This is a genomic window from Hominisplanchenecus sp. (genome assembly GCF_046967715.1).
In the GTDB taxonomy this organism is placed as follows: domain Bacteria; phylum Bacillota; class Clostridia; order Lachnospirales; family Lachnospiraceae; genus Hominisplanchenecus; species Hominisplanchenecus faecis.
Window position 1 is genome coordinate 1 of the sequence record NZ_JBKVNQ010000008.1, and the last position, 19,584, is coordinate 19,584.

The 19,584-nt window shown below is 44.7% G+C and carries 18 protein-coding genes; 15 read left to right on the forward strand and 3 right to left on the reverse strand.

From position 1 onward, the window contains the following. Positions 1-640: 640 nt before the first annotated feature. Both pdxT and pdxS read right to left on the reverse strand, forming a co-directional pair. Complete coding sequence (pdxT, locus tag ACLTL4_RS02010) at positions 641-1,210, reverse strand: pyridoxal 5'-phosphate synthase glutaminase subunit PdxT (protein WP_173867026.1); 570 nt, start codon at positions 1,208-1,210, stop codon at positions 641-643. Beyond that, positions 1,210-2,091, reverse strand: coding sequence for a pyridoxal 5'-phosphate synthase lyase subunit PdxS (gene pdxS / locus ACLTL4_RS02015; RefSeq protein WP_022118464.1), 882 nt, complete (start codon positions 2,089-2,091; stop codon positions 1,210-1,212). Before pdxS ends, pdxT begins: the two co-directional genes overlap by 1 nt. 169 nt (positions 2,092-2,260) lie before the next feature. On the opposite strand from pdxS, the gene ACLTL4_RS02020 reads away from it, so the two are divergent. The 15 genes from ACLTL4_RS02020 (at position 2,261) to ACLTL4_RS02090 (ending at position 18,356) form a co-directional block, all read left to right on the forward strand. Beyond that, positions 2,261-3,625, forward strand: a complete 1,365-nt coding sequence (locus tag ACLTL4_RS02020; RefSeq protein ID WP_412290367.1) for a PLP-dependent aminotransferase family protein — start codon at positions 2,261-2,263, stop codon at positions 3,623-3,625. Positions 3,626-3,632: 7 nt separating this feature from the next. After that, positions 3,633-6,800, forward strand: a complete 3,168-nt coding sequence (locus tag ACLTL4_RS02025; RefSeq protein WP_412290365.1) for an ATP-binding protein — start codon at positions 3,633-3,635, stop codon at positions 6,798-6,800. Between the two features lie 103 nt (positions 6,801-6,903). Further along, on the forward strand, positions 6,904-7,836 hold the full coding sequence (locus ACLTL4_RS02030) for a recombinase family protein (protein WP_412290364.1): 933 nt from the start codon (positions 6,904-6,906) through the stop codon (positions 7,834-7,836). 91 nt (positions 7,837-7,927) lie between these two features. Next, positions 7,928-8,248, forward strand: coding sequence for a PadR family transcriptional regulator (locus tag ACLTL4_RS02035; RefSeq protein WP_022118460.1), 321 nt, complete (start codon positions 7,928-7,930; stop codon positions 8,246-8,248). Further along, positions 8,245-8,868, forward strand: a complete 624-nt coding sequence (locus ACLTL4_RS02040; RefSeq protein WP_412290362.1) for a DUF1700 domain-containing protein — start codon at positions 8,245-8,247, stop codon at positions 8,866-8,868. The genes ACLTL4_RS02035 and ACLTL4_RS02040 overlap by 4 nt, the downstream gene beginning before the upstream one ends. Beyond that, positions 8,861-9,754 (forward strand): DUF4097 family beta strand repeat-containing protein, encoded by an 894-nt coding sequence (locus ACLTL4_RS02045; protein WP_022118458.1) that lies wholly within the window; start codon positions 8,861-8,863, stop codon positions 9,752-9,754. The genes ACLTL4_RS02040 and ACLTL4_RS02045 overlap by 8 nt, the downstream gene beginning before the upstream one ends. A 57-nt stretch (positions 9,755-9,811) precedes the next feature. Then, on the forward strand, positions 9,812-10,684 hold the full coding sequence (locus tag ACLTL4_RS02050) for a S8 family serine peptidase (protein WP_022118457.1): 873 nt from the start codon (positions 9,812-9,814) through the stop codon (positions 10,682-10,684). A 505-nt stretch (positions 10,685-11,189) separates the two neighbouring features. Further along, positions 11,190-11,552 carry a GntR family transcriptional regulator gene (locus ACLTL4_RS02055; RefSeq protein ID WP_022118455.1) on the forward strand — a complete coding sequence of 121 codons (363 nt, stop codon included), beginning with the start codon at positions 11,190-11,192 and terminating at the stop codon, positions 11,550-11,552. A gap of 1 nt (position 11,553) precedes the next feature. Beyond that, entirely contained in the window at positions 11,554-12,270 is a 717-nt protein-coding gene (locus ACLTL4_RS02060) for an ABC transporter ATP-binding protein (protein WP_215660941.1), read from the forward strand. Then, on the forward strand, positions 12,264-13,004 hold the full coding sequence (locus ACLTL4_RS02065; protein ID WP_412290360.1) for a hypothetical protein: 741 nt from the start codon (positions 12,264-12,266) through the stop codon (positions 13,002-13,004). Before ACLTL4_RS02060 ends, ACLTL4_RS02065 begins: the two co-directional genes overlap by 7 nt. Positions 13,005-13,106: 102 nt before the next feature. Then, complete coding sequence (locus ACLTL4_RS02070; RefSeq protein WP_412290359.1) at positions 13,107-14,132, forward strand: threonine aldolase family protein; 1,026 nt, start codon at positions 13,107-13,109, stop codon at positions 14,130-14,132. 145 nt (positions 14,133-14,277) lie between these two features. Beyond that, positions 14,278-15,774, forward strand: a complete 1,497-nt coding sequence (locus tag ACLTL4_RS02075) for a hypothetical protein (protein WP_412290356.1) — start codon at positions 14,278-14,280, stop codon at positions 15,772-15,774. A 197-nt stretch (positions 15,775-15,971) separates the two neighbouring features. Continuing rightward, entirely contained in the window at positions 15,972-16,385 is a 414-nt protein-coding gene (gene tnpA / locus ACLTL4_RS02080; RefSeq protein ID WP_412320180.1) for an IS200/IS605 family transposase, read from the forward strand. A gap of 4 nt (positions 16,386-16,389) precedes the next feature. Then, positions 16,390-17,508, forward strand: a complete 1,119-nt coding sequence (gene tnpB / locus ACLTL4_RS02085; protein WP_173867089.1) for an IS200/IS605 family element RNA-guided endonuclease TnpB — start codon at positions 16,390-16,392, stop codon at positions 17,506-17,508. Between the two features lie 131 nt (positions 17,509-17,639). Beyond that, positions 17,640-18,356 carry a hypothetical protein gene (locus ACLTL4_RS02090; protein WP_412290354.1) on the forward strand — a complete coding sequence of 239 codons (717 nt, stop codon included), beginning with the start codon at positions 17,640-17,642 and terminating at the stop codon, positions 18,354-18,356. Between the two features lie 130 nt (positions 18,357-18,486). On the opposite strand, the gene ACLTL4_RS02095 is transcribed toward ACLTL4_RS02090, so the two are convergent. Then, positions 18,487-19,509 carry a LacI family DNA-binding transcriptional regulator gene (locus tag ACLTL4_RS02095; protein ID WP_173865948.1) on the reverse strand — a complete coding sequence of 341 codons (1,023 nt, stop codon included), beginning with the start codon at positions 19,507-19,509 and terminating at the stop codon, positions 18,487-18,489. Between the last annotated feature and the right edge of the window lie 75 nt (positions 19,510-19,584).

The following is a 19,584-nucleotide window of genomic DNA, read 5'->3' on the forward strand; positions in this document are numbered from 1 at the left end:
CTATTTCTTATCATAAAGATTTACTTTCCATAGACACAAGAATTTTTACACCCTCGAAAATAAAAATTGACCGTTGGTTTCCCGGCAGGTGTAAAGAACTGAAATGCCGCACATTTTAAAATAGTGTTTGCAAAAGAATAGTATTGCATGTGCAAATGAACGAATTCCCCGAAGGGCACGTAAAAGTGCCTTCTTGGGAATTGTTCATTTTGCACATTGCTGTACGTTTTTGAACGGCCATAGTTTTTAAAAACACTTCATATCATATTTTACACGCTGGCAGGAAACAGCCTTTTGCCACGCTGGTGCACGCAGAAAGTTTTTAGAATCAAAACGTTCCGCATCAAGATAGTAAAAAAGCAGAGGCACCGTGACGGAAATTTACTACCGTTACAGTATCTCTGTTTTTTCGTGTTTTGTAATTTGGCCTGAAAGGACTGTTCCGCTTAAGCACCCCCCGGCAAGCCAGGAGCTTTTAGCAATGTGCAAAATGAACAATTCCAGAGAAGGTACTCGAACATGGCCGGTACTTAGCAACCGTATTTTGGTTGCTTACGTACCGCTGCCAATGTGAGGTAGCGAGAGCGTGCCTTCGGGGAATTCGTTCATTTGCACATTTATACAAACCTCCGTAAATTTTTTATTTGTCTCGAACCATCGCTGCAAACTTCTCATGAATCCTGGTATCGTTATCCAGTTCCGGGTGAAATGCAAATGCCATTTGATTTTTATACTGCACACCGACAATTTTCCCATCGACCGTGGCAAGGACTTCCACGCCATCTCCTGTCTCTGCGACATATGGTGCACGGATGAAGGTCATCGGGACTTCTCCAACGCCTTTTACTTCAGCGACGGTATGGAAGCTTCCAAGCTGTCTGCCATAGGCATTGCGGCGAACGCACATCGGGATTGTTCCAAAGTGACATCCTTCCTGGCCTTCCACCTCTGAGGCAAGCAAAATCAGCCCGGCACAGGTTGCAAGGACCGGCATGCCGTTTTCTATCTGTTCTTTTATCGTATCAAACATGCCCAGTTCTTTTAAAAGCTTTCCCTGGACGGTGCTCTCGCCGCCGGGAAGAATGATGCCGTCATAAGGTGTTTCCAGGTCTTTTGCCTGGCGAAGCTCGATACAGTCGACACCGAGACGTTTCAATACATTTTCATGTTCTGCGAAAGCACCCTGAAGTGCCAAAACTGCAACGGTCATTATTTTCCTCTTTCTGCCATCAATAAGGCGATTTCCTGTTCATTGATGCCGACCATAGCTTCCCCGAGGTCTTCGGAAAGTTTGGCGATCAGTTTTGCATCAGTATAATTAGTAACAGCTTTTACGATCGCAGCTGCTCTCTTTTCTGGATTTCCGGATTTGAAGATACCGGAACCTACAAAGACACCTTCCGCACCGAGCTGCATCATCAGAGCAGCATCAGCAGGAGTAGCGACACCGCCGGCTGCGAAGTTTACAACCGGAAGTCTGCCGTTGTCATGTACATAGGCAACCAGTTCATAAGGAACCTGCAGTGTTTTTGCAGCTTCAAACAGTTCATCTTCACGCATACTGGTCAGCTTTGCGATTTCACTGTTCATTTTTCTCATGTGGCGTACGGCCTGCACGATATCCCCGGTTCCCGGTTCCCCTTTGGTACGGATCATGGAAGCACCTTCGTTGATACGTCTTAAAGCTTCTCCGAGGTCTTTTGCACCACAGACAAACGGAACACGGAAGTTGCGTTTGTTGATATGATAAACATCATCGGCAGGGGAGAGTACTTCACTCTCATCAATGTAGTCGATTTCGATCGCTTCGAGAACCTGAGCCTCCACGAAATGTCCGATACGGCATTTTGCCATAACCGGGATAGAAACAGCATTCTGGATGCCCTGGATCATTTTCGGGTCGCTCATACGGGAGACGCCGCCCGCTGCACGGATATCAGCCGGGATACGCTCCAGAGCCATGACTGCACATGCACCTGCAGCTTCGGCAATCTTTGCCTGTTCTGGTGTGGTGACGTCCATGATAACGCCGCCTTTTAACATCTGTGCCAGTTCTTTGTTCAATTTATATCTTTCATTTGTTGTATTCATGTTTAAACCTCCTGCTTTGTTTTTTGCAATCTTTACTTTTTACTGGTTTCGAATTATAATGGAAAAGTGACTATTATAAAATTGCCAAAATAGATATATTCAGTAAGGTCAGATTGGAGAAAATAATCAGATGCTGACATACAGTTTTACAAATACAGGGTCAGATTCGATGTATGAATATTTATATAAATGCATTCGAAACGACATAACACAAGGGAAGATTAAGGCAGGGGAGAAGCTGCCGTCAAAGCGTACTTTTGCAAAAAATCTGGGCATAAGCGTGATCACAGTGGAAAATGCCTATGGACAATTATTAGCAGAAGGTTATATTTATTCCATGCCAAAGCGGGGATTTTATGTCTCAGATCTGAGCAGTGCGACCATGGAAAAGAAGAAGGTCAGAAAGGAACAGCTGACGCTGACAGGGGGAGCGACTTCTTATTTTGCAGATTTTTCCAGCAATCAGACGGACAGCGAGATCTTTCCGTTTACCATCTGGTCAAAGACGGTGCGGGAAGTTTTAAATGACAATCAGAAGCAGCTGATGATCAATCCGCCCTGCGGGGGGATCCTGGAGCTGCGACAGGCGATTGCCCGGTATTTAAAGGAGTTCCGTGCCATGCAGGTCGAGCCGGAACAGATCATCATCGGAGCCGGGACAGAATATCTGCATGGACTTCTGATACAGCTTCTTGGAAATCACCGGATCTATGGAGTAGAGAATCCGGGCTATCATAAAATTGCCAGGATTTATGAAAATATGAAGGTAGAATATGCCAAAGTTACGCTGGATCAGGATGGTGTATCCATCCGGGAACTGGAAGAAAAAAGAGTGGATGTCATTCACACATCACCGTCGCATCATTTCCCAACCGGGATCGTGATGCCGGTCAGCAGGCGTTACGAATTGCTTGGCTGGGCGGCCAAATCGCCGGATCACTATATCATTGAAGATGATTATGACAGCGAACTGCGGCTGACCGGGAAACCATTTCCGACGCTGCAGAGTATTGATGTGTCAGATCGTGTTATCTATATGAATACGTTTACGAAAACGCTGGCATCAACCGTGCGTATCAGCTATATGGTGCTGCCGCTGACGCTGACGGAGATCTTTTATCAGAAACTTTCGTTCTATTCCTGTACTGTTTCCAATTTTGAACAGTATACATTGGCAAAATTCATGGAAAACGGCAGTTTTGAAAAGCATATCAACCGGCTCAGGAACTACTATCAGACAAAGAGAGATGCGATTCTGCAAGTATTTCAGAAAGAGCCGCTTGGAAAATATGTCACCATCCGGGAAGAAGGGGCTGGGGTACATTTTCTGATGCAGATCCGTACAGAAAAAAGCGAGGAAGAGATCGTAACGGAAGCAAAGGGAAAAGGCATCAAACTGGCACCGCTGTCCCACTATTTTGATGGTGAAAGAGATGGGAATTTTGAAAACACGTACGTGATCAATTATTCTTCGGTGGATCTGACAAATATTGAAAAAGCAGCACAGATACTGGGCAAGATTGCGGGGGCATAGGAGAAAAATGGATAAAAATAAAGACAAAAAGCAGACTTATGTGTTGCGAGTACTGATGATGATATCCACTGTTGTCCTGATCATTCTGTTTTTTGCCACGATGTCCATGGTAGGGAAAATTCAGGGAACAGCACGCGTGGTCAACTATGCAGGGCTGGTACGTGGAAAGACGCAGCGTATCATTAAAATGGAAGATGCAGGTCAGGAAGAAGATGCGATGATAGATGATGTGGCAGCGTTTATTGACGGGCTGAGAAACGGAAGTGATTCGCTGAATCTGGTTCGTCTCGATGACTATGCTTTTCAGAGCAAAATGGAGGAACTGGATGACTATTTTCAGTCTCTTGAGCAGGAGATTTATCTGGTACGTGAAAAAGGCTATGAAAATAGCGAAATCATCGCCAAAAGTGAACAGTTTTTCCAGATCTGTGACGAAGCGACCGGACTGGCGGAGGCTTATTCGCAGAGAAAAGCATCTGCCCTGAACATTCTGGAAAAGATTGTTATGGCGGATATCGCGATTCTGATCGGGATTCTTGGCATCGAACTTTTCAAGGCTCTGAGGTATGCCGCCCAGAACCGGATTTTACAGAAAAAGGTTTATCTGGATGAAGCAACCGGACTGCCAAACAAAAACAAATGCGAAGAGATTTTAAATGACGAAACGGTTTTGGATGAGAAATATGTGACGGCGGTCTGTGTGTTTGATCTGAACAATTTAAGGACGATTAACAACAATCTCGGACATGATAAGGGAGATGAATATATCCGTAGTTTTGCACAGCAGATGCGTCTTGCAGTCCCGGAGCAGTATTTTGCCGGACGTAACGGTGGGGATGAATTTCTTGCAGTGCTGACGGATGTCAATCATACAGAAGTGGAAGAATGCCTGGAGGCGATACGCAGGCAGACGGAAAAATATTCCAGACTTCATCCGGCAATGCCGATCAGCTATGCGGCGGGATATGCACTGTCGAGTGATTTTAAGGATGCCACGATGCGGAGTTTGTTCCGGCATGCAGATAAAAACATGTATATTGATAAAAACCGTGCCAAGATGCAGGAGGCTGCAGAAAAGCAGAAAATGAAGCGAAAGCTTCTGGAAGAGGTCCGAAAGAAGGGGTACCATTTTTCGGACTGTCTTTACTGCGATGCCCTGCTGGATCAGTACGAAGTGCTCCGCTCCGGCGATGGATTTTTTCTGGCACAGGACGGCAATTATTCCGGTGCGGTGGAGCAGATCGTGAAAGAATTTTCAACAGAAGAGACAAGACGCCAGATCTGGTCAGGACTTCAGCTTGCACATATCAGTGAAACACTGACAGGCGAAAACCGGAAAACGGAAATTCTGTACTGCAAAGAGCTGGAAAATGGCAAGGTGAAAAGAGGCAGACTGACCTTATTGTTTGGCAATGACACGGGTGAGGGAAAACTGCATCATTTTCTGCTGGTATTTGAGACGTTCAGCGACAGCAGAACGGAAGAAACCAATGAAAAGTCACAGCTGATGCGTTATTATGAGCAGATGAAACAGTCCATTTTGGAAAACGGCAATTATGTGGATGCCCTGATGGAGACAGCACAGGCCGTTTATATGGTTGACCTGACACATGACCGGCTGGAAAAATTTTTTGAACATTCAAAAGAAAAAGAATTTAAGCTGGATCAGGAAACGCCGTGTTCTTACGGGGAATACTGCAAAAAGAGAAGTGCCTTTGTTACAGAAGAGACACTGGAAAATTACCGGATCGTAGATTCATCGGAAAAGCTGCTGAAGCGTTTTGGAGAAGGAACCAAACAGGTGACCGTAGAATACCGGGAAAAAGGTGTGGCAGAGGTTCTGGTGTGGCTACAGAAAACGGTTCTGATGTCACAGGAACTGGTATTTGATGAGAAAACAGGACAGGAAAGTGTGATGATCCGTGGTATTATTCTGTTCAAAAACACCTCTGCTTTCCATGAAAAAGAAGAGGAAGAAAAAGAACGTTTGCAGTCCGCTTTCGAGGCGGCTGATTCGGAGAGCAAGGCGAAGACCGAATTTATGAACCGCATGAGTCATGATATCCGCACACCGATCAACGGTATTATGGGAATGCTGCATATCATCCGCAAAAGTGAGAAAGAGCCGGAAAAAGTAGAAGAATGTCTGGGAAAAATTGAACTTTCCACCAGTCATCTTTTGGCACTTGTCAATGATGTGCTTGATATGAGCAAAATTCAGGCAGAAGAAGTCGAAGAATCAGAGGAGGCATTTGATCTTGTTGAGTTGATGGATGAAGTGGCAAGCGTGATGGATGCCCAGATCACAGAAACCGGGATTTTACATAAGAAACATCGTAAAAATATCCGCCATACGCATCTGATCGGAAATCCGCTGCACCTGCGTCAGATCATGCTGAATCTGTTCAGTAATGCCGTGAAATACAACAAGACAGGCGGGTGTGTAGACACTTATGCGGAAGAAATTTCAGACGATGGAACCACAGCCATGTATGAATTTAAGATTGTGGATACCGGGATTGGTATGAGTCCGGCCTTTGTGAAAGAAGAGCTTTTCAAGCCATTTACGCAGGAAAAATCAGCAGATGCCAGAACACAGTACAAAGGCACCGGGCTTGGCATGTCGATCGTGAAAGGGCTGGTTGAAAAAATGAACGGAACGATCCGGGTTGAGAGCGAGCCAGATCAGGGAACGACGTTTATTTTCCGGATGCCGTTTCAGATTGATACGAGTGTATCCGGTCAGATGGGTCCGGAGAAAAAAGAGGAAAATGTAGATTTTTCCGGTATGAACATTCTGCTTGTAGAAGATAATGAGATCAATATGGAAATCGCACAGTTTTATCTGGAAGAGGCCGGGATAGAGGTTGATCCGGCGTGGGACGGACAGGAGGCAGTGGAGAAATTTGCACAGTCGGAGCCGTATGCTTATGATATGATTCTGATGGATATCATGATGCCGGTGATGGGCGGACTTCAGGCGACAGAAAAAATCCGCAGCATGGAGCGTGCGGATGCAAAAACCGTTTCCATTCTGGCAATGACTGCACAGGCTAATGCAGAAAGCAGCAGTGAATGTCGGAAGGCAGGAATGAATGATTATATCGAAAAACCGATAGAGGCCGAAAAACTGTGGGAGATTATTTCAAAAAATCTGACCGAAAAAACGTTATGATGGGCAGAAAAGTGACTGCACGGAGTACAGATCCATTTGCATGGCATCTTTTGGGCATGATATCATATTTATAGTAGAAATATCGTTTTTCGGGGACCGCAGAATGTTATATCGTATGGCCGGATATTGCCGTCTGTCTAAAGAAGACGGGGAAAACAGAATAAGTGAAAGTATCGAAAATCAGAAAAAACTGATTTTGGAATATGTGGATAAAGCCGGGGATATGCAGCTCGTCCGAATGTATGTGGACGATGGATATTCCGGGCTTTATTTTTCGAATCGACCACAGTTTCAGCAGATGATGGCAGATATTTACAGGGGGGAGATCCAGGGCGTGATCACAAAAGATATTTCCAGACTGGGACGTGAACATATCGAGACAGGCCATTATATCGAGCGGGTGTTTCCATCGCTGGGGATTCGTTATGTGGCGATTCTCGATGGCGTGGATTCGCTCTGTCACAGTAACGAAGAGCTGGCACAGTTCAAGGCACTGCTCAACGATATGTACAGCAGAGATATTTCAAAAAAAATAAGAGGAGCCTTTCAGGTGCAGAAAAAGCAGGGAAAATATATGTCCGGTTTTGCACCTTATGGCTATCGAAAAGACCCGGCTGACCGTCATCGCTTTCTGATTGATGAGGCAGCAGCGGAAACAGTGCGTAACATCTATACTCTTTATCTGGAAGGCGTTTCCGTACAAAAGATAGCAGAACGGTTGAACAGACAGCAGATTTTGCCGCCGACCGAGTATAAAAGAAAAATCCAGAAATTAAGTTATGTAAACCGTCAGGGAAAAAATCAGGTGCAGAAATGGAATACACCAACGATTTATAACATTTTGAAAAATCAGGTATATACGGGTGCAATGGTTCAACATAAAACAGAGAAAATATCTTATAAAATTGAAAAATGCAGAAACATTCCGATGGAAGAACGTTATGTGGTGGAAGGAATGCACGAGGCGATCATTTCAAAAGAATTATTTGCAAGGGTACAGGAAAAACGGCAGAGATTTAAAAACAGAAATTCCTGAAAAACAGTTATTGACAAATGGTAAAAGTATGGTAACATATATATAAAATAATTATATATAAAAATTTTATATATACAAAAGGGGTGAGTATATGTACTATTATCCGGTGTCAGCTGTTCTGACGGAATGTCTGATCCTTTCGGTCGTGGAACAGCAGGATTCCTACGGTTATGAGATCAGCCAGACGGTGAAGCTGGTTGCGGCGATCAAGGAATCGACGCTATATCCTATTTTGAGAAAGCTGGAGACGGGCGGATATCTGACTACTTATTCCGAGGAATTCCAGGGGCGGAAACGAAAGTATTATTCCATCACGGAAGAGGGACGCAGGCAGCTGGCATATCTGAGGAAAGAATGGCGGGAATATCGCAATACTGTAGATGATATTGTGGAAGGGAGAGTGAAAAAATGACGAGACAAGAATATATGGAAGAGCTGAAGAAATATCTGAAGCGGCTTCCGCAAGAAGATTTTGACAATGCCATAGAGTACTTTTCGGAATATTTTGAAGAGGCAGGTCCTGAGAAGGAACAACAGGTTATGAGAGAACTTGGTGAACCAAAAGAGGCAGCAAGAGAACTGTTTCTCAATCTTTTGCAGGAGAGCGTAGAAAAGGATCAGGATATTGTGGAAGAGAAAGCACCGGTCTTAAAAGGAAAGAGACGTTCTCCGGGCAAGATCATTCTTCTTGTATTCCTGGTTCTATGTGCATCACCGGTCAGCCTGGCACTTCTGGCATTTGTTTTTGCAGTGCTGTGTGCGGTGATCCTCACTGTTGCGGCAGTGATTTTTTCGATTGGTATTACCGGCATTGCGGCGATAGCCGGAGGTATTGTGACCATCGGGGTTGGGGGCTCTTTGATCCTGAAATCTGCTGCAGCAGCCTGTATGATGGTCGGAGGTGGATTCCTGATGACGGGAATTGGAATCCTCGCAGGTCTTTTGACTGTATATATCTGCAAATGGTGTGCAAATGGGACCGGACGTCTGGTCAACAGACTTGTAAGAAAGAAGGTGCATAAGAATGAATAAGACTGCAAAAACAGCAATGATAACAGCTCTAACGCTCTGTGTGGTGGGAATGGTTCTTTCAACAGCAGGATATTTTGCAGGTGGAAAGGATTTCAACGATAGTTCCGGACATGTATATGTATCCGGTGGAACAGATTCTGCAAGGAAAAATCTTGAGGTTATGGAAAAGCAGCAGATAAATGCTTTTACAAAACTGAATGTAGATTTTCAAAATTTTGACCTGGATATCAGAAAATCAGGTGATGACTGCTATTACATGGAATATCGAATGGAAAAAGGCGGTAATGAAAATCCACTGACATGGGAAAACAAAGATGGTGAGCTTACGCTTCAGGAAACTTCCGGCGGAAAAGGAAGTTATTATATAAGTTATGATCTTGGAAATCTGCTGCATCATACCGAGACGCAGAAACAGGAAGAAATCAATACAGTGATTCTCTATGTACCGCAGGATGCACGGTTTTCCGAAGCCAGGATTCAGCTTGCCGATGGAGATCTGACTGCAGAACAGTTCTCATGCAAAAATATGACAGCAAACTTTTTGGATGGAGATATGATACTGGATCAGGGAAAATTTGCAGATGGAGTCATTACACTTGCCGATGGCGATCTGAAGACAAATCACAGCAGCTTCAGCGGTAATCTGGAAATAAACAATTCAGACGGAGATGTTTTCATACAAATGGAAAACGGCAATGCAGCAAAGATGAATATTCACCTGAAAACCACAGATGGAGATGTGATCACAGACAATCTGCCGCAGGGCAAATCGGAACGCAAAGAAGACAGCTCTCTTTACGAAAACAATGTCGATGGTGCCACATCAACGCTGAATGTAATATGCAGGGACGGAGATATTACTTTGATCGAATCTGCAAAACAATAAAAGTTATCTCTATATGGCTCACATGACGGGACTTCACTTCTGGAAACATACATCGACATGATTTCCGGTATGTGGAAGAATGTGATCTGTGTGGGCACCGGAAATGAAGGGAACACAGGCGGGCATATTTCAGGAAAGCTTGGTCAGCAGGAAGAGAGAATCCTGGAATTCGGGATTTCGCAGCAGGAGCCGGTGATGAACATTCAGCTCTGGAAGTCGTACGTTGATCAGTTTCAGATTATATTGATTCATCCGGATGGTGAAAGCTTCGGACCGCTTCAGGAGCGTCTTGGAGCACAGAGAATCCTGGCCGGGAATACAGAGATTCTGATCTATTACGGAGAGCCGAAGCCCTACACTACCGCTCAGGAGATTTATTTTGATTTTATCCCAAAAGGTTCTTATGTCGATGACGGCGTCTGGAAGATCCGTCTGATTCCGCAGAAGATCGTGGAAGGAAATTATCATCTGTGGATGCCGTCTGCCGCTCTTTTAAATCCATTGACGCACTTTTTTTCGCCAACGGTTGACACGACTCTGACCATTCCTTCAACGGCAAGGAATGTGGTTGCAGTCGGAGCTTACAATGCACGCCTTATGACATATGCTCCGTTTTCCGGCCGTGGTTACACAAGAGGAAACACACAAGTAAAGCCGGATATCGTGGCACCTGGCGTAGATATCGTGACAACCGCTGTGGGAGGTTCCTACACAGGTGTGACCGGAACCTCTTTTGCCACGCCGTTTGTGACAGGGTCAGCGGCACTGATGATGCAGTATGGCATCGTACAGGGAAATGACCCGTTTCTTTATGGAGAGAAAATCCGGGCATATCTTCAAAGAGGTGCACAGAGATTAACAGCACTTGTGGGATATCCGAATGAGATTGTGGGGTATGGGGCATTGTGCGTAGCGGAGAGTATTTTATGATATCGTTATCAGTCTGAAAGAGGAAACGCTCGTAAGGATTTGTTGAAGCTATGGGATGGGTTGGAGATGTTTGGAGTATGGAACAGGTGGAAGAAGCAAAAGAACATCATACTCTTGTTTACATCACAAGAATGTGCTAAAATAAACCAGAATTATAGAAGATATGCAAAACAGAAACTGCTTCAGTATTTTTACCGGTACTGCTTATACAGCACGCATCCTAGAATGTGGTATTGTTCCGGGATACGGAGATTGCAGCCAATTTCCTGATTCTTGGATTTTCAGGTAAGTTAAAAACAGAATTACAGTAAATGATCAAAAGAAAAGATGGCATGAAAAATATGCTGTCTTTTCTTTTTTTATGATAGCAGGGGCAAAAGCCTGAAACCAAATTGTGGTAGTAAGAAACAATTTGCATGTTATCTTTTCGTTTTTATATTGACAAAACCAGAAAACTAGTGTACTATATAGCTATGACAGTGATACAAGAAAGAAGGAAGAGCTTATGGAATACAATTCATCGCTGCCAATCTATCTGCAGGTAGCTAATTTGATCAAACGTGATATTGTCACAGGGAAACGGGAACTTGGGGAAAAGCTTCCCTCCGTACGGGAACTGGCGGTGTCTTACACCATCAATCCGAATACGGTCAGCCGTGTATACAAAGAGCTTGAGACGGAAGGTGTCTGTTTTACCAGACGTGGCATGGGAACTTTTGTGACAGAAGATTCAGAGAAGGTGAAAAATATGAAAGAAGAGATGGCGGGGACGCTGATCCATGAATTTTTAGAAGGAATGCAGCAGCTTGGATTTACCAAAACGGATGTGATCCGGATTCTGAAAAAAAAGGAAGAAAGTGGTGAATGATATGGAAAATGTACTGGAAAGTATTGGAGTAACCAAAAACTATGCCGGTAAGGCAGCGGTTGAAAATGTATCGTTAAAACTGGAGACAGGGCTTGTCTATGCGATGCTCGGGCCGAACGGAAGCGGCAAGACTACCTGGATGAAGATGGTGGCAGGCCTTGTCAAACCTGGAAAAGGGGAGATTTTATATAAAGGCAAAGCCATCGGAAAAGAGAGCAAGAAAGAGATTGCCTATATGTCCACGGAGCCATATTTTTATAGCTGGATGACGGTTGCAGATGTCGGCAGATATTATCAGGACTTTTTTGAGGATTTTTCAATGGAAAAATATCATCAGATGCTCAAAAGAATGGAGCTGACAGAAGAGCTGAAAACCAAAAAACTTTCCACCGGTATGATGGCAAAGTTAAAGATCGCAGTCACAATGGCAAGAAATGCAAAACTGTATCTGCTGGATGAGCCATTAAACGGCATTGATCTTCTGGCAAGGGATGAGATCATGAAAAGTATTCTGGAAGTCATTGATCCGGATGTCACACTTGTGATCTCCAGCCATCTGGTAGATGAACTGGAGCGAGTGGCAGATGCGGCCATCTTTATGAAAGAAGGAAAAATGGTCAGACAGTGTATGGTTGAGGAACTGAGAAGCAGCGAAAAAAAATCTGTTGTTGATCTGTATCGTGAAATTTACGGACATGGGGGAGAGGAACTATGTTAAAATTAATGAAGTATGAATTCCGGAAGAGTGCATCTTCCAAGCTTATTCTGCTGGTGCTTACAGCAGTTTTTGAACTGGCATTTCTGGGGGGCGTATTTTTTAAAGGATATAATCTGATGGGGACAGGTATGATGTTCCTGATCTTGTGTGCATTTTTCGGTGTGTTTTACATTGGACTGGAAGGTATCATGACACTGTATCGGGATCTGAACAGCAAACAAAGTTATATGCTGTTTCTGACACCAAAGAGCAGTTATGAGATTTTAGGTGCCAAAATCCTGGAAAATGGCATTTCAATCCTTATGGCAGGAGCATTTTTTATCGTACTTGCCGTGTTTGACCTGACTGTGGCAACGCTCTGTATCGGCGGGGCAAAAGAACTCATGGATACCATAAGACAGATTATGGATATAAGACTGAACATCAAGATAGCATCAGATGCAGTGATCCTGTCCGTCTTTGCATCCCTGGTTAGCTGGATCAGTATTGTTGTGATCGCCGATATGGCAGTGATTCTTTCGGCGAGCGTGCTTGCAGGCAAAAAGGGAAGCGGGATCGCGGCATTTGCACTGTTTCTGATCCTTTCCTGGCTGTTCAGTCAGATGCTGAACCTGGTGCCGGCATTTGACAATATGAACCTGACCCTGTTTCTGGAAATCGCAGTATCTCTGGTACTGAGTGTGATTTTCTACTTTATCAGCGGATGGATCATGGAAAAGAAACTGAGCGTCTGAAACAGAAGAATGATAGGTTGACCTTTATCTCCTGTCATCGTAGAATAGTGGTAGAGCAAAAAGCTTTCTATTGATACTGAAAATCTGACAGGAGAAAAAGATATGTTATCATTTGAAAATGATTATTCTGAAGGAGCACATGAAAAGATCCTTCAGAGATTTATGGAAACAAATCTGGAGAAAGTATCCGGATACGGATCTGATCCATACTGTGAAAGTGCAAAACAGAAAATCCGGGAGGCGTGCGAATGTCCGCAGGCAGATGTTTATTTCCTGACGGGCGGTACGCAGACAAATGCCGTTGTGATCAGCTCCATGCTGGAATCTTATGAGGGCGTGGTCGCAGCACAGACCGGCCATGTAGCCTGCCATGAGGCGGGAGCCATTGAGTACAGCGGCCATAAAGTGATCACAGTTCCGCAGTACGAAGGCAAAATGAAAGCAGAAGATCTGAAGAACTGCCTGAAAACATTCTGGGATGACGAAAGCCACGAACATATGGTATTTCCGGGGATGGTTTATATTTCCCATCCTACGGAGTACGGTACTTTGTATACAAAGGCGGAGCTGGAAGAGATCAGCAGCGTGTGCCGCAGTTATAATATCCCACTGTTTCTCGACGGAGCAAGACTTGGCTATGGTCTGATGAGTGAAGAAACCGATGTAACCCTTCCGATGATTGCAAAATACTGCGATGTTTTCTATATCGGCGGGACAAAAGTCGGAGCACTGTGTGGAGAAGCCGTCGTATTTTCGGGCAACAGAACACCGAAACATTTCCTGACGCTGATCAAACAGCGGGGAGCACTGCTTGCAAAAGGCAGACTGCTCGGAATCCAGTTTGACACACTGTTCACAGATAACCTGTACTTTGAGATCAGCAGACATGCGATAGCAATGGCAGATTATTTAAAGAAAGGACTGGCAGAAAAAGGCTGCCGTTTCTATCTGGATTCACCGACCAATCAGCAATTTGTCATTCTCGAAAACCGGAAAATGGCAGAACTCAAAAAAGAAGTAAAGTTCAGTTTCTGGGAAAAATACGATGAAAACCACACCGTAGTACGCTTTGCGACAAGCTGGGCAACGAAAAAAGAAGAGATCGATCAGCTGCTGGATCTGTTCTGAGATTTTAGCAGCACACAAAGGCAGGGTAAGCGATTACCCTGCTTTTTCACAACTCTTTCACAAAATCGGCTGTTTTCTTTCAGCTTGTTTTAAACTTTACGGGATATACTTCTCTTAAATCAAAGAGAAAAGGAAGTGTATTCATATGAAGAAAAAATATATCGCAATCTTACTTGGCATAACTCTTGGAATGACAACACTGGTTGGATGTTCCGGAACAAATACATCAGAAAGCAGCACCATACAGGAATCACAGAGTGTAACCGGTGCAACCGAAAACTCAGACAAAACAGTCGGCGAAGCAGAAACAGCAGATGTATACGGTGAAGTTACAGCCATAAGCGAAGATAGCATTACCATAAAAGTAGGAACCATGAAGCAGATGGAAAAAACGGATGATGCAGGAGTACCGGGGGACTCTTCCAATGCACAGAGTTCCGATGACAAGACAGATTCTGACAGTACAGAAAAAGGATCTGAAAACACAGACAGCAGTGAAAATAAATCAGATAATAGTTCTGACAGTCGAAATGCACAGCCGCCGGAAAATATAGAAAAACCGGACGGAGACGGACAGGGTGCACCATCCATGCTGGATCTGACGGATGAAGAAAAAGAAATCAAGATCACAGATGACACCGTGATCGTCCGCAGCAGCAGGGGCAGCATGGCAGGCGGACCGCAGGGAAATGGCGGAACACCGCCGGAAATGCCGGAAAATAGCAGCGATTCATCCGATAACAGTGACAGCTCCGATAACAACAATCAGCCGCCTGCAAAACCGGAAGGCAGCGACGATTCATCGGACAACAGTGGCAATGGCGGAGCACCGGATATGCAGCAGGAGACAGAGGAAATCTCACTTTCTGATATTTCTGAGGGTGATACAGTAGCGATCACTTATGACGAGGATGGAAATGCAGCCAAAATCACCGTGATCAGTATGGAAATGGGCGGCCAGATGGGGCAGCCGGGAGGTGGTTCTGGAAGCAGCCAGGGCGTGGACAGCTACGATGCAGTCAATGCCTATACTTCCGATACCGAAGTAGATGGAGAGACGATTGCTTCCACCGGAACTGATGAAAATGCAGTCAATGTTTCAGAAGGCGCATCGGTTACACTGAAAGATGTGACCATAACCAGAGATTCTTCCGAAAGCACCGGCGGTGATAACTCCAGTTTCTATGGTGTCGGAGCAGCCGTTCTGGCAACAGACGGAAATGCTTATGTAAAAGGCGGAACCGTTACGACAGACGCAGCCGGCGGAGCGGGACTTTTTGCATACAATAACGGTACTGTTTATGCGGCAGATACCAAAATCACGACCAAACAGGATACATCAGGCGGCATTCATGCAGCCGGCGGCGGAACCTTCTATGGATGGGATTTTGATGTTGAGACAAACGGTGAGTCTTCCGCAGCGATCCGAAGTGATCGCGGAGGCGGAAAAATGGTAGTAGACGGCGGAACCTACACTTCAAACGGAACCGGTTCCCCGGCAATCTACAGTACCGCAGATATCGCAGTAAACGAGGCAACTCTGGCAGCCAACGGCTCCGAAGCAATCTGCATCGAAGGTTTGAATTCCATTCATTTATCCTCTTTCAGCAAGAAGACTCCGACCTCTAAGGGACGCCACTGAAAAAGTCCTTTTTGTGTATAAATCAACACAAAATAAAGTGCATCAATCAACCTTGAGGCACTATTTAGAGTATGCAAAAACAGTTTTTCAGTGGCGTCCTAAGGTGGGAGATGAATTGCTGCCATCATCCTCTTGATATTGTGTTCTAATCATAGTATAATATATTCAGTCGAATCATAAAGAAATGGTGAAATACAATGAATTTAGATAATAATGCACATTCAGTATTCCTGCTGCACTATCATCTTGTGCTTGTGGTCAAGTACCGCAGACAGGTTTTTGATGATACTATGTCTGGCAGGGCAAAAGAGATCTTTGAGTATATTGCTCCAAATTACAATATCACTCTTGAAGAATGGAATCACGACAAAGACCATGTACATATACTTTTCAGGGCACACCCAAATACGGAAATAAGCAAGTTCATAAATGCATATAAAAGTGCAAGCAGCAGACTTCTTAAGAAGGAATTTCCACAGATACGGCAAAAGTTGTGGAAAGAACGTTTCTGGAGTCAGAGTTTTTGTCTGCTTACAACCGGTGGTGCACCCATTGAAGTGCTCAAAAAATACATAGAAAGCCAGGGAGAAAAGGAACGAAAAAGGAAGTGACCGCGTGGCAAACAGAGCCTATAAATTCAGAATATATCCCAATGATGCACAGAAGATTTTGTTTGCCAGGACATTCGGCTGTGTGAGAATGGTGTACAACCACTGGCTTGATAGAAAGATCAAGCAGTATGAAGAAAACAAAGCCAATGTAACCTACACTGTCTGTGCAAAAGAAATGGCTGAGATGAAGAAAACGGAAGCATATGCATTTTTACGGGAAGTAGACAGTATCGCATTGCAACAATCGCTCCGACATCTTGATACGGCGTTCCAGAATTTTTTCAAACAGCCAAAAACAGGTTTCCCAAGGTTCAAATCCAAAAAGCGTAATAAAAGCAGCTATTCAACGATCTGCATCAATGGAAACATAACCATATCGAATGGATATTTGAAATTGCCTAAGATCGGACAAGTCAGATTAAAACAGCACAGGGCTGTTCTGAATGGATACAGACTGAAATCTGTGACAGTAAGCCAGACACCAGGCGGAAAATACTATGCAAGTATTCTTTTTCAGTACGAAGATCAGGTACAGGAAAAGGAGATGCAGCGTTTTTTAGGTCTGGATTTTTCCATGCACGAATTATATCGTGACAGTAATGGGAATGAGCCTGCATATCCGAGGTATTATAGGAAAGCGGAGAAAAAATTAGCGAGAGAACAACGCAGGCTTTCCAAAATGCAAAAAGGTTCGAACAACCGCAGCAAGCAGAGGATCAAGGTAGCAAAACTCCACGAAAAGGTTTCCAACCAACGAAAAGACTTTTTACATAAGCAATCAAGACAGATAACCAATGCCTATGATTGTATATGTATAGAAGATCTGGATATGAAAGCAATGTCACGGTCACTGAATTTTGGAAAATCTGTTTCGGATAACGGATGGGGGATGTTCACAACATTCTTAAAATACAAACTAGAGGAACAGGGGAAAAAGTTAGTGAAGGTGGATAAATTTTTCGCAAGCAGTCAGATCTGTTCCGCCTGTGGTTACAAGAACACAAAAACGAAAAATCTTGCCCTCAGAAAGTGGGATTGTCCGCAGTGCGGGATTCATCACGACAGAGATGTAAATGCGGCTATCAATATCAGAAATGAGGGAATGCGGTTAGTAATTGCATGACAGAAACTCAATAGAATAGAAACCGTGGGACACACGGGGTTAGCTCGCTTATGCTTAGCACGTTGGTACTATCGAACGAGAACCAAACCCGCCGAGGTTAGGGAAGCCCCCACCTCTATAGGTGGGGGAGGATGTCACATGACAGTGATCTGACCGGAAACATGAGCGATGACAGCCGCAATGACTGTACCTGGAATGTCATTCTCTACCAGAGTATGTCCGGAGATTCCGAAGTCGGAAACAGCACTTTTGAGATGGACGGCGGAAGCCTGACCGCAAAAAACGGCGGCATGTTCTATACCACAAACACAGAGTCTACGATCACACTGGATGATGTGGATATTACAAATGCAGAAGACAGTGAATTTTTCCTGAAATGTACCGGAAATGCGAACCAGAGAGGATGGGGAACAACAGGAGCAAATGGTGCGGACTGTCTGTTCACAGCCATTGATCAGACAATGGAAGGAAATGTGATCTGGGACAGCATCAGCGACCTTGATTTCTATATGACAGGCGAAAGCACACTGACTGGTGCAGTCGTGCAGGATGAGAGTAATGCCGGTGGCGGCGGAGACGGCTACTGCAATCTCTATATCGGAGAAGATGCAACCTGGATCGTGACAGGCGACAGCACCGTAAGTGCACTGCACTGTGCCGGAACGATCGAAGATAACGAAGGCAAAACCGTGACCGTCAAAGGAATCGACGGAACTGTATATGTCAAAGGAGATGGCAGCTACACGATTACTGTAACCTCCTACGAAGACAGTGCAGACCTCTCCGGAGCATCCACGACCACATCCTGGAGTGCTTATGAAACAGAGAAACCAGCTGAGTTAGAATAACATGATGCCAGGGTCAAAAGACTTTTTCCAAAAAAATAACAAAAGAATGAGCGGCTATGATCCTTTCGGGAAGGAGAATAGCCGCTTTGTGCGGAAGGAAAGTGCATGCCAAGTCTCACGTGCGTTTTATCTATATCTCACCCGGTATATCCACGACACTGTCTCTGACAGCCAGTGTCGGCGGCAGTACGATCTTATAAGGCAGATGCTGCGGATCATCCAGGCGGTCAAGCAACATTTTCACTGCCATTTCTCCCATGACTTCCAGATGTGCGGTGACGCTGGTCAGCGGTGGCTCGGTCAGGATAGACAGCGGTGTGTCATTGAAACTGATGACAGATACATCCTCCGGAATGCGAAGTCCGACTTCACGCAGGTTGCTGACAGCGGTGATCGCAGATTCTTCATTATAGGCAAGGAGAGCTGTCGGGATATGATCTTTTTGTTCCAGCCATTTGCGGATCTGAGCAGAACCGTCTTTGGCAGAAAGGCCGGTATCAATGATCAGATGCTCGTCGTAAAGACCGGCATTTTTCATATAATCAATAAAATACTGACGTCTTGCCTCCAGGGCAGGGCGTTTTTTCTGGTCTAATTTATAGGCAGGACCTAAGAAACCAATCTTGCGGTGTCCCTTGTAAAGCAGATAATCCAGTGCCTGCTCTACGCCGAGACGGAAGTTTAAGACAACCGAATCAAAGCGGCGTTCATCCGGGGAAGAATCCACAAATACGATGTTCGGGCTGATCTCCAGCAGCTGTGCAATCTGCTGGTCTGAAAAAATGCCGATCGCCAGGATACCGTCAAGCGGGGTCTTTTCCAGTGTCTGATATTTGCCGGACTGCTCAAAAAGATAAGATACATTGCAGTCATGCTCCATACAGTTGCGTACCACATAATTCTTCAGATACAGATAGTACGGATCAGCCAGCTGCTCTTTTAAGGACATCATCTCAACGATGGCGATATGGACGAGGCGGTTTTTATGGGAACGTCTTGTTTTCGGAAGCGTGTAGTGAAGTTCATCTGCCGCTTCAAGAATTGAGACTCTGGTGTTGTCGGTTACGTTCAAAGTCGGATCATTGTTCAGTACACGGGAAATCGTGGTCACTGAGAATCCGGTGTGTTTTGCTAAATCTCGGATAGTTGCCATGCTATTTTCTCCAATACATTTTTTATTTGCACATAACTGCCACAAAACTGACCAAAATCGCATATCAGGCGTTAC